Below are 10,494 nucleotides of genomic sequence, written 5' to 3' on the forward strand. Positions count from 1 at the left end.
ATGCCATTAAGATAAGGAACGAACAATGAATCTTCTCGAAATAAAAAATCTGCACGCCGAAATCGACGGCAAACCCATTCTGAACGGCGTCGACCTGGTCATTCCGGCCGGGCAGTCACATGCCGTGATGGGGCCGAACGGATCGGGCAAAAGCACGCTCTCCTATGTGCTGCTCGGGCATCCGAAATACACGGTTACAAAAGGCGATATCCTCTTTAAAGGGGAATCGATCGTCGATAAGACGCCCGATGAACGTGCGCGACTTGGCATGTTTCTATCACTGCAGTATCCGACGTCCATCCCCGGCGTTACCGGCCTGAACTTCTTAAAGAACGTTTTGAAAAACATTCGCGGACAGGACGTTCCCGTTCGCGAGTTTCGCAAAGAGGTGAACGAGGCGCTAACAAAACTCGACATGAAAACGGATTTCATGCAGCGCTACGTGAACGACGGCTTCTCGGGCGGCGAGAAGAAAAGAAACGAGATCCTCCAGATGAGCCTGATCCAGCCCGCTCTTGCTATTCTCGATGAGATCGACTCGGGCCTTGACGTCGACGCCCTCCGTATTATCGCGCAGAATATCGAAGCGATGCGCTCCTCCGAGCGTTCGATGCTGCTCATCACGCACTATCAGAGGCTGCTCAGCTATCTGACCATCGATCGCATTCATATCTTCGTCGGCGGCACCATTCGTATGAGCGGCGGCAAAGAGCTGGCGAAACAGCTTGAAGAAAGCGGCTACGAACGGCTGCTTCAGGAAGCCTGATATGACGACGCAGTTAACCGTCTCCTATGAAGTAGCACGACAGCGCGCCCGGCAGCTGCTGCTGTCATTTCCGGGGGAGTGGCAGTCCATTCTGCCCTCCTCTGAAGATGAGTCGTGGCGCAAGGTCGATCTTTCGTCCGTTCCGTGGGATGCTCTATCCAATCTGCTGGCCTCTTACCAATCGCCGACCGTGAACTATCGGCTGGAAGGACCGCATACGGTACCGCCGGCCGAAGAAAAAGAGCGACTGCTTGACGCCCTGGCCACCTACTCAGAGCTCGAAGAGAGGTTGATGCAACCAGAAGAGGCGAGAAACGAGCCGGCGGCCTTTCTTCGAAGAAACGTCTTCACCCTGATCAACCTCGCCTTCTCGAATCCTGTCGTTCTTGTCGCAGAACAGGGCGATCGCTTAACGATTCGCCATCTTCCGTCGGATTCACTCTTCCTGCCATGCACGGTCATTCGCGTGCCCGGCGGCGTAGAAGCTACCGTTGTCGAAGAGTTTCCCGAAGATACGTCAGCGCTGCGAAGCGGGAATACGATCATCGTCGTCGAAGAAGGTGCGCGTCTACGTTATACACAGGTACGGCATGACGGTGAGAGCGCGCACTTTCATCATGTTCGTTTTCTTGTTGAGCGGGACGCTTACGTCGAGGCAGGACTCTTACAGAGTGGGGGCAGCGTCGGTAAGACGTTCTATCAGGCTTCGATGCTCGGCACCGGAGCGGAGTTTCACGGAAAGGCCCTCTACTCGGGCCGCGAAGGACAGGTCTTTCATCTGGAGATGGGGGTTCAGCATCTTGCCGATCATAGCGTAAGCTCGCTGCTCTACAAAACCGTAATGACCGATCATTCGCATACGGTATTCCTCGGGAATCTTGAGATTCCGGCCGGCGTACGAAAAGTAAACAGCCACCAGCTCAATCACAACCTGATTCTATCGAAAAGGGCTCGCGCCGAATCAAGGCCCTGGCTTGTGATCCGTGCCGAAGACGTCGCCTGTGAACATGGCGCCACCGTCGGCGATCTGGACGAAGACGCCCTCTTTTTCTTACAGAGCCGCGGCCTTCCCGAAGAGGAGGCCCGCCGTCTGATGATCCAGGGATTTTTTGAAGAGGTGCTCGGTCAGATGCCGCTCACTGACGACGAAAAAGAAGACTTTCGACTTCGAAGCTTCTGAACCGAGAGCGAGAAAGGAGTTCTACATGCTCGATTATAAAAAGATTCGCGACGACTTTCCCATTCTGAAAGAGCTGATGAACGGAAAGCCGCTTGTCTTTCTCGATTCGGCGGCAAGCAGCCAGAAGCCGCAGCGCGTCATCGAAGCCTTCGCCGACTATTACCGATGCCGCAACGCGAACATCCATCGCGGCGCCTACCGCCTGAGCTACGAGGCCACGGATCTTTACGAGGGCACGCGGCGCAAGATGGCGAAGTTCATCGGAGCGCCCGAACCTGAATCGATCATCTTCACGCGGAACACGACCGAAAGCATCAACCTCATCGCCTATTCGTATGCCATGAACAATCTGCGCGAAGGCGACGAGATCGTCGTTTCGGAGCTCGAGCACCATTCGAACCTCGTTCCCTGGATGATGGCTGCGAAAAAGACCGGCGCCGTGCTGCGCCACATCCCGTTAACCGACGATTACCGGTATGATTATTCACGACTGCATGAGGTACTTTCGGACCGAACGCGCATCGTTTCGGTCGCCCATATGTCGAATGCGGTGGGCACCATTCATGATCTGAAAAGGTTGGGCGAAGCGGCGCGATCCGTAAACGCCATCTTCGCCGTCGACGGCGCTCAGGGCGCCTGCCATCTGCCCGTAGATGTACAGGCCATCGACTGCGACTTCTATTCTCTTTCGGCGCATAAGATGCTCGGGCCGACTGGAGTCGGCGTGCTTTACGGGCGCAAGAAGCTTCTTGAAGAGATGGAGCCTTTTCTCGGCGGCGGCGATATGATCCTCACCGTATCAAAAGATGATTTCAAGCCGGCGCCGCTTCCCAATAAGTTCGAGGCCGGCACGCCGAACATCGCCGGAGTCGTCGCCTTTGCCGTCGCCCTCGAATATCTAAAGCAGGTGGGCCTCGAAAACATCCACGAGCATGAGATGGCCCTTACCTCGTATGCGCTTGAAGAGATGAAGAAGGTGCCCGGAATCCGACTTTTTGGCACGGAGCATATGCAGGAGCGCGGAGGCGTGGTCAGCTTTCTCATCGACGGCGTGCATCCGCATGATATCGGCTCTATACTCGACGAAGAGGGCATCGCCATCCGCGCCGGGCATCATTGCTGCGAACCGTTCATGAAAAGAGAAGGGCTTCCCGGCACGGCACGGGCGAGCTTCTATCTCTATAACGGCCCCGAAGACGTCGATGCTCTCGTACTCGGCCTGAAAAAGGTGGCCTCTATCTTTAAAGTCGCGACTCCGGCAGGCGTTTGAAGTGAACAGGCGACGGTTCACGTGAGAAGCGTATCGCCACAACAGAAGAGAAAGAAGCTTTACGCGGCGGAGTGCGCGGTTTTGTTTAACCTGTATTTCAGGGGTCGAGGTTTTCATGTCTCTCAGCGAAGATCTGTATAAAGATATCATCATCGAATACTCGCAGAATCCAAAGCATTTCGGCGAGCCGGCCGGCTGTACGATTCACGAAGAAGGCGTGAACCGAAGCTGCGGCGACGAAGTGACGCTGCATCTGCAGATCGAAGACGGCATCATCAAAACGGTGGGCTTTACGGGTCAGGGCTGTTCGATTTCAACGGCCTCGGCCGAGATGCTCGCCACCGTCGTCGAAGGAAAGACGCTCGAAGAGGCAAGAGACCTGATCGGTCGCTTCAAGGGTATGATTCTCGAAGAGAAAGATCCGCAGTTTTCGGACGATCTCGAAGATCTTGAAGCCCTGAAGGGCGTGGTGCGTTATCCGGTGCGCGTCAAATGCGCCACACTCTCCTGGAACACGCTGGAGCAGGCGATAGAGCAGCGATGAAAACGCGCGGCGGCTTTTTAAAAGCATGGCATCTGGCTCTGCGATCCGGAAGCGTCTGGCTGCTGATCGGCCTTCTCTTTACCGCATGCAGCTCTGGAAAGGAATTCCAGCGATTTGCGAAGACAGACGAAACGGGGCTATACATTCTCAGACCGAATTCTCCCATTCTCGCAATATACTCATTTGACGTTGATATCTATCGTTATCCGGGCCACTTCAGCCAGGGAGGCGAAACGCTGGCGAAAAGCGTTTCCCTGCATACGGGTGAGTATATTTATCTGAAGCTCACTCCGGGCTTCTATCTGATCCATCTGAAAGAGCAGGAAGGCCACAGGCACATCTTACATATAAGAAGCGGGCAGACATCGATTCGCTCCATTGAAATATTTAACCGGGAGCCGTTCTCTCGCGCCGATATACGCATCATCGAACTGGACCGCGAACAGGCCGCAGGATTCTTGATTACCGAAGCCGGTCGAATGTACGCTCATACACAATCCGAAGATCAGTAAGTGCTGAGAGTTCTTTAACGCTGGACAGTCAAACAATCAATGAGATCTCTGCAACATCTCGCCCATAGCCGACAGAAAATCGGATACGATCGGCGAACGACCCAGGCCGGCCCAGGAAGCGTGAGATGCGCCTTTCGCAATAATCAAGCGTTTCGGTTCGGCCGCTTCGTCAAAGAGCTCTCTACCGAATGATACGGGCACGGTATCGTCAGCATCCCCATGAATAACAAGCAAAGGAAGCGGCGCCAGCAAGCCTAACCTTCCGCTAACGGCATGCCTGTCTGATAGAATCAGATACGGTAAAAAGAATGCGGGCAGAAGGCAGCCTCTCATCTTAGATGCGCCGATCGAAGAATAAGAGCTGAACGTGCTATCCAGTACGAGCAGATCGGGCTGCCCGTATGACGGGTCAGACTTCCAACGAATCAATCCGTTTGCGGCAAGGATGCCTCCGAGACTCTGGCCGTAGACGACGAACTTCATTCCCTTCCGGCGTGCGAAATCATCGCCGGCTCGAAGCATCGCCAGAACATCGTCCTGAACGTCGCTGTGAGCAATCTCTCCATCTGATCTGCCAAATCCGCGATAATCAAACATCATCAGGTCGTAGCCGCGATCCGCCATCCAGGCAACGGAAATGAAGTGGCTGCTGATGTTCTCGGCATTCCCGTGAAAGAACAGCACGAGCGTATTCTTTGACGCTGATAGGCCCGTCGCGCCGATATGAAAGCCATGCAGGGACGTTCCGTCCTTTGATTTAATCCAGATATCACGGGATGGAAATCCCATACGATCGGGATTGAAATACTCCAGTCTCGTCGGATGATAGAAGAACGTCGTATTACAGCCAGCGAACAGACTAAAAATAATGAGAGTAAGAAACGAAATATTCGCGAGTTTCTTTACCATAGATTCCTTCCAATCGCAGCTCATGGTTTTTCATGGGAGTAAAGCCAAACCCCATCTGAATCTCGCAGCCGTTGCGAACGTTACCGGCGTAACAGTTTCCCTGCAGATGGCTGCGCATCGTCTGTGTGCCACCGACAAAGACGGCCGAGGCTCGCGGAATGATATAACTGGCCTTTCCGCTCTCAACCGTCGCGCCTCCGAGCAGTCCCGTCGCATAGCGAAAGCGCGAGCGGCTGTAAACGTTCCCCGTCGACAGACCGTACAGGACGTCAGCATAGGCAACCGGTCGGTATACCGTCTCTTCGCGAATGCCAAGCAGGAGCTCATGGGCAAGCGTTAGCTCCGGATGTCTGTCGCGCTCGACCGCCTCTTTTATCGTCTCGCTCTGCATGAAAAGCGCAGCATCCGAAGTCAATGCCGGCGATCTCTTAACGGTACGCGCTCGAACGGTGCGCATCCCCACATCGACCATATATGAGGGAGCAAGCGAGATGCCATCGGCAGGCGAAAGCGAATACAGATACATCAGGCGCGCCGATTCAATACGCGGCTTCGCCTCCTGCGACGCTCGAACCCTCAAAGAGAAGACTTCGATCTCTGAAAAAGGCATATAGCCCGTATCGGCTGCGAGAAAATCCTGATAGATCGGACGAAATACAAAACGCGACGCAAGTCCGTCTCTGTCCTGCCCGATGCCCAGCCGCAGCAAAACCGGCGCATGGCCCTGATCCACACGAGTCGATTCCGGCTCATACTTTCTGTTATCCTCGAAAGAAGGCATCTGCGTTCTTTGCAGAAGAAGCTTGCGGTAATACTGACGGTCCTCGTCCGTCCAATCCCCCTGATCTTTTTTATAAAGCAGGGCTGCAAGTACGGTGTCATAGAGATATGTGTTCTTTTCCGTCGGCGGCAGCAGCGGTTCAAGCCGACTCTCGATGATTGCCATCACATAATCACGCTCCGACTCGGTGAGCTGCTTCATGCGCTGACGCAGAGCACTGCGAGCTGACGGTCGGTATCTCACTTCTCGAACAAGGCCTCGATTCACGAGAAGTTTAACCGTCTCGGACGGAATCACCCAGCCCCCGTACTCCGAACTGAGCTCGGCCTCGGGGGCGGCAGCTTCCAGCAGCGTTAACAACTGATAAGAACAGTTTTCAGTGGCGAAGTAATAGCGAAAGGACGAGCGGCCGGCCAGCTCCCACAGATGCAACTGCAATAGATAAATCTGCCTGTCGGTTAAATTCAGCTCATACTCCCAGAGATCTCGATCTTCCATATCGTTGTATTCGCGCACCTTCATGTGATAAGGAAGCAGCGAATAGTTTCCCTGGTATCCGCCGAGAAGGCCGTAAAGAGCGTACCGAAAGAAATCCAGATCGCCAGGGTTCGCCGCAAAATTGACGGCATAATCGAGCAGCTCTTCACGGTCTGCGCGATCCGTGTTGAATTTCATAAACGTATGCCCGTATATGGAAGCGGGCGCCGCCATATAATAAGAGGCGAACATATAAGAGACCGATCGCGCGTTGAAATCGGCGCGATAGACGTCGAAATTGCGGCACGGAAGAGAGGGAAAATCGCCGTCAGTCAGGCCAAGACTGTCGCGAATAAACCGATAACGAGCCGGAAAGGCGCATCGAGGATGAGATTCGATATCCTCTCTGCGAATCGACGTAAGAGGAAGGAAGAAACCGTCGACGGTGGCGCTCAATTCTTCGGCAGGATCGGTTTTCCCTCGCGCCGATAGGAAAAACAGTTCTCCGTCAACCTCGCTTTCAAATCCGCTCCATGTCTTACGATAGTGCAGAAGAACATGCCAGTAAGGGTCTTCGTGGAGTTTTTTATCTATGGCCAGTCGCTTTATTTCAGCCGGATCCGCAGCCATGAGCGAAACCGGAAAAATGCAAAAGAGTACAGTGATAACGATGAAGGCTCTGAACATAAAGAAGAAAAAAGCCGGCCGCCTGACGCGGCCGACTTCCCGTTCTGCACATTAAAGCGTGCAGGACTCGCCGACTTTTGCTTTTACTTCTTTCAGAAGAGAAGCCGGGGTGGCTTCAGGGCCGAAGAAGCGGCTGTAGTTCTCGCGAGAAATACGGCCAAGCTCTGTGCTGGACTTGCAACCGAGCAGGTTGGAGAAAGCGTCGATCTTCTCGCCTTTTCCGGAAGCCATCTCTTTTTCGAGGCTTTCGAAGTTAACGGTTACGAAGATCTCCTGCTGCTTCTCACGGTAGGCAGCGCCGCCGGGAGTACAGTTCGACGTTCCAAGTGTGATGCCGATTGTCTGCATACCTGTTCCGTTTGTCGTAGCTGCGAAGATCTGAGTGATGTCGTTCTTCCAGACGCCAAGCATGGAACCGAGTCCACAACCGGCCATACCGTAAGAAGCGGCAGTCGTTTCTTTCGCAGGTGTTACAAACATAGCTGCACCTGCTACCAGAGCAGAAGCTACAAATAGATGTTTTTTCATCAATCGTCCTCCAGAATTTCAAGTGCTCCTTGGAGCGAATTGAGCTTCAAGTGTTCCCGACAACCCGTCAAATCATTTTTCGGAATTTTTTTATGTATCTGCTTTTTGATATCTGACCATCACAGGGGCCTACCGCGACACCAGGCGAGCCTGATTTATCAGGTATATGAGAAAAGCCCTGATGCGTGATTCCGGCACGGGCCATTGAAAATAATGGTCATTACGAAAAGAGGCATAGGTAATCGTGCCCGGAATATACGCCTCGGAAAGCAGGATAATACCGTCACTTGGCCCCTGGGGAACCATCGCCAGATAAAAAGGGCGCGCGCGCGTCGTCACATGTCGAAAGAGAGGAACGCCAACTATATTAATCACGGTCATGCCTGATGGAATATCGACAGGCCCGGAAAGCGGGGCATCTTCGCCATGACGCATGGAACGCAATCCATCCCAGTCATAGCCTTTGCGCCAGAAATAGTAACGCGCTCGCCAGTAAGCGGAGGGGTTGTTCAAAATGTAATCGACAAGCCGACTGCCGTTCAGGATGCCTCCCATATTAATCCAACCGCGAACGACGCGAAACCATGGCTGACGACCGCATTCGCGGATCGCCATCTTCATATCGGAGCTTCCTTTGCTGGCCGAGGCGATAATCAAACCGCTCACCTTTTTGCTTTTTTGTATATTTTCGACGTATTCACATATGATATGACCGTTTTGCTGCACAGTACCCGTTTGCTCCGTAGGAATGATCGCTTCGGCCATTCCCAGTTCACGTGCAATGCTGCGCAGGCTCGCGCCTGTGGCATCCACCTCGCCTTTGTTGTCCTTGTAGAACATTCCCGGTGCGACGGCCAGAAGCAACCCTGCCCCGGACTGAGACCGCTTCTCAGAGTCCCTTCTTTCAATAGCTTTAATTTGATTCAAGAACGAGCGATTACGAGGATCGGCAATCAATCGTTGATAAAAAAGGGCGGCCGCCTTATCCACATCCTTCGTGGTCTGAACAATGCCTTTGTAATCCTCACCTGTCAGGTCGCTAAATTTCAATTCAGGTCGATACCCACGGGCCCAGTCAAGGTATTCCTTTTCATCTTCGCAGAGATTAGGGATTTCGTACTCTTCGTCGAGGCAGGTTACGGACCGCGGTGGTGTTACTACCGCAGCCTGATCAGAATAACACGCAGCGACAGAAAGGAAAAAAGAAAGAAAAAAAATGAACTTTTGAGAAAGCATGCAGGATTATTTCTGCAAATCATATTTTCCGGTAAACAGAATTTCGCTTTACAAGTATTGCATGAGATTCACATTATTATAATCAAATTTTACAAGGAGTTTCCATCTATGATGAAAATCCGATTTGCAATGATGGCTGGAGCCGCAGCCATCGCACTTGCCAGTTGCGCAACTGGCCCGATCGATCCGCCGCTTGGCTCTGCTGCTATCTACAGCGGAACAAAGGCAAACCTTAACTGCTACGCTGGCGGTGAAGGTGGCTGTGCTGCTGAAAAAGACGGAAAGGTTGTCGGCACGAAAACAGGCGAGGCCTGCGCTTCAGCTGTTCTCGGTCTGATCCAAACTGGCGACATGAGCCTGAAAGCTGCTGCAGCTGACGGAAAGATCACAGAAGTTACCTCTGTTGATTACAGCAACACTCAGGTCCTGGGTTCGATCTATCTTCAGAAATGTCTGATCGTTAACGGTAAGTAATTTCCAGGCCACTATCTTCACCGGTAGTGGCCGTTATTTCAACTCCACTCTCCATACAATTCCCATCTCGAAGATCTGAAATTCTTCCCTGTAGACGCTGGTTCGCTCGGCAAGCAGGCGATTCAACATGAACCGCTCCAGATGAAAGACGCTTGTGCCCGTCCAGGCGGCACGCACTCCCTGACCATAGATACTCGTAGTGCCTGCCATATATTGAAACCGTAGCAGCCATGCGCGGGAAAGGGCGTAATCAAATCCAATCCCTATACGATGTCCGTCAGTGCGGACAGGCCCGAGCTCAGAATAGAACTCCATCTGTCCATTCGCATAGAACGTTTTACGTTCACTTTCCCATCTGCCATACGGAGAGTACTGATAGAGATACCGTGCCTGCAGTCCGATGCGAGTGCCCTCAAAGCGATACTCAAGCCCGACAAGACGCCCGGTGTGCAAGACATCGATGCGATCGTCGCTGCTCAAACCAGTTATCCCCTGGCTGATGCGCGCCCGATCAAGATGTGTATAAGCGCCCGTAAGATCATATCCGATAAGCAAAAAGAGAGAGGCCGACGTCAAGTGCGATGAATCGAAAAACGGATTGTAGCCGCCAACAAGCTGGCTGTTCCATCGTGAGTGACGCGCCTGAACGGCTTCACTTACGGCATTGATCACCCGACTCTGCCCTATGAGGCCTTTGTGATGCGAAACGGATCTCATTGTCTGACCATCAAGGGTGACAAGCCACGGGCCTTTCCTATACTGGATGGCCACTTTGAAAGATGCGGCGTTTGCAATGTGGTCTTCGTGAAGACCAGTCGGAGCGTGAATCAGCAATCCATCCAATCTATCGCCGTAAAGACGGTCCTCAACTCCGCTCTGATAGATGCCACCGCCTGCACCAGCAAACACCTGAAATTCTTCAACCGGATTCGATTCTGCAAGCAATTGCCCGCAACAAGCAAGAAACGGGAGAGCTGTGATCAGATACCGCTTGAGGCCGAAGCGGGGCCGCAGAAACCAGAGCGGATTAGATTTGATCGACAGGCTCCGAAAAACAGGCACAAATTCCCTTTTTTCTGCACCCTGAGTCTGGAAAATGTTTGACCGGCGACGATTTTTGAATATTCTGA

At 52.9% G+C, this 10,494-nt stretch carries 11 protein-coding genes; 6 read left to right on the top strand and 5 right to left on the bottom strand.

The genetic code is table 11. The features are described 5' to 3' along the window. Nucleotides 1-25: 25 nt before the first annotated feature. The 5 genes from sufC to LEPIL_RS11730 all read left to right on the top strand — a co-directional run bounded on the left by sufC (nucleotide 26) and on the right by LEPIL_RS11730 (nucleotide 4,272). A complete protein-coding gene (gene sufC / locus LEPIL_RS11710; RefSeq protein WP_002772715.1) occupies nucleotides 26-766 on the top strand; it encodes a Fe-S cluster assembly ATPase SufC in 741 nt (246 codons plus the stop codon). A 1-nt stretch (nucleotide 767) separates the two neighbouring features. After that, nucleotides 768-1,946: a SufD family Fe-S cluster assembly protein gene (locus LEPIL_RS11715; RefSeq protein ID WP_002772716.1), complete on the top strand. Its 1,179-nt coding sequence runs from the start codon at nucleotides 768-770 to the stop codon at nucleotides 1,944-1,946. Between the two features lie 25 nt (nucleotides 1,947-1,971). Beyond that, nucleotides 1,972-3,216 (top strand): cysteine desulfurase, encoded by a 1,245-nt coding sequence (locus tag LEPIL_RS11720; protein ID WP_002772717.1) that lies wholly within the window; start codon nucleotides 1,972-1,974, stop codon nucleotides 3,214-3,216. A gap of 115 nt (nucleotides 3,217-3,331) precedes the next feature. After that, on the top strand, nucleotides 3,332-3,760 hold the full coding sequence (gene sufU, locus LEPIL_RS11725; protein WP_002772719.1) for a Fe-S cluster assembly sulfur transfer protein SufU: 429 nt from the start codon (nucleotides 3,332-3,334) through the stop codon (nucleotides 3,758-3,760). After that, nucleotides 3,757-4,272, top strand: coding sequence for a hypothetical protein (locus LEPIL_RS11730; protein WP_002772720.1), 516 nt, complete (start codon nucleotides 3,757-3,759; stop codon nucleotides 4,270-4,272). Before sufU ends, LEPIL_RS11730 begins: the two co-directional genes overlap by 4 nt. 36 nt (nucleotides 4,273-4,308) lie before the next feature. On the opposite strand, the gene LEPIL_RS11735 is transcribed toward LEPIL_RS11730, so the two are convergent. The 4 genes from LEPIL_RS11735 to LEPIL_RS23205 all read right to left on the bottom strand — a co-directional run bounded on the left by LEPIL_RS11735 (nucleotide 4,309) and on the right by LEPIL_RS23205 (nucleotide 8,890). Then, nucleotides 4,309-5,181 carry an alpha/beta hydrolase gene (locus LEPIL_RS11735; RefSeq protein ID WP_002772721.1) on the bottom strand — a complete coding sequence of 291 codons (873 nt, stop codon included), beginning with the start codon at nucleotides 5,179-5,181 and terminating at the stop codon, nucleotides 4,309-4,311. Beyond that, a complete protein-coding gene (locus LEPIL_RS11740) occupies nucleotides 5,132-7,069 on the bottom strand; it encodes an Lnb N-terminal periplasmic domain-containing protein (protein WP_040918714.1) in 1,938 nt (645 codons plus the stop codon). Before LEPIL_RS11740 ends, LEPIL_RS11735 begins: the two co-directional genes overlap by 50 nt. Nucleotides 7,070-7,177: 108 nt before the next feature. Then, complete coding sequence (locus LEPIL_RS11745; RefSeq protein WP_002772723.1) at nucleotides 7,178-7,654, bottom strand: DUF3015 family protein; 477 nt, start codon at nucleotides 7,652-7,654, stop codon at nucleotides 7,178-7,180. Between the two features lie 129 nt (nucleotides 7,655-7,783). Continuing rightward, nucleotides 7,784-8,890 carry a hypothetical protein gene (locus LEPIL_RS23205; RefSeq protein ID WP_002772724.1) on the bottom strand — a complete coding sequence of 369 codons (1,107 nt, stop codon included), beginning with the start codon at nucleotides 8,888-8,890 and terminating at the stop codon, nucleotides 7,784-7,786. Between the two features lie 108 nt (nucleotides 8,891-8,998). On the opposite strand from LEPIL_RS23205, the gene LEPIL_RS23210 reads away from it, so the two are divergent. After that, nucleotides 8,999-9,364, top strand: coding sequence for a TRL domain-containing protein (locus tag LEPIL_RS23210; protein WP_002772725.1), 366 nt, complete (start codon nucleotides 8,999-9,001; stop codon nucleotides 9,362-9,364). 33 nt (nucleotides 9,365-9,397) lie between these two features. On the opposite strand, the gene LEPIL_RS11760 is transcribed toward LEPIL_RS23210, so the two are convergent. Continuing rightward, entirely contained in the window at nucleotides 9,398-10,273 is an 876-nt protein-coding gene (locus LEPIL_RS11760; RefSeq protein WP_143464672.1) for a hypothetical protein, read from the bottom strand. Nucleotides 10,274-10,494: the final 221 nt, after the last annotated feature.

This window comes from Leptonema illini DSM 21528 (assembly GCF_000243335.1).
Taxonomy (GTDB): Bacteria; Spirochaetota; Leptospiria; order Leptospirales; family Leptonemataceae; genus Leptonema; species Leptonema illini.

Coding starts and splice junctions, on each gene's coding strand:
- LEPIL_RS23205 (WP_002772724.1), bottom strand. CDS start 8,890: ATGCTTTCTCAAAAGTTCATTTTTTTTCTTTCTTTTTTCCTTTCTGTC.
- LEPIL_RS11745 (WP_002772723.1), bottom strand. CDS start 7,654: ATGAAAAAACATCTATTTGTAGCTTCTGCTCTGGTAGCAGGTGCAGCT.
- LEPIL_RS11730 (WP_002772720.1), top strand. CDS start 3,757: ATGAAAACGCGCGGCGGCTTTTTAAAAGCATGGCATCTGGCTCTGCGA.
- LEPIL_RS11720 (WP_002772717.1), top strand. CDS start 1,972: ATGCTCGATTATAAAAAGATTCGCGACGACTTTCCCATTCTGAAAGAG.
- LEPIL_RS11740 (WP_040918714.1), bottom strand. CDS start 7,069: ATGGCTGCGGATCCGGCTGAAATAAAGCGACTGGCCATAGATAAAAAA.
- LEPIL_RS11735 (WP_002772721.1), bottom strand. CDS start 5,181: ATGGTAAAGAAACTCGCGAATATTTCGTTTCTTACTCTCATTATTTTT.
- LEPIL_RS11715 (WP_002772716.1), top strand. CDS start 768: ATGACGACGCAGTTAACCGTCTCCTATGAAGTAGCACGACAGCGCGCC.
- LEPIL_RS23210 (WP_002772725.1), top strand. CDS start 8,999: ATGATGAAAATCCGATTTGCAATGATGGCTGGAGCCGCAGCCATCGCA.
- sufU (WP_002772719.1), top strand. CDS start 3,332: ATGTCTCTCAGCGAAGATCTGTATAAAGATATCATCATCGAATACTCG.
- sufC (WP_002772715.1), top strand. CDS start 26: ATGAATCTTCTCGAAATAAAAAATCTGCACGCCGAAATCGACGGCAAA.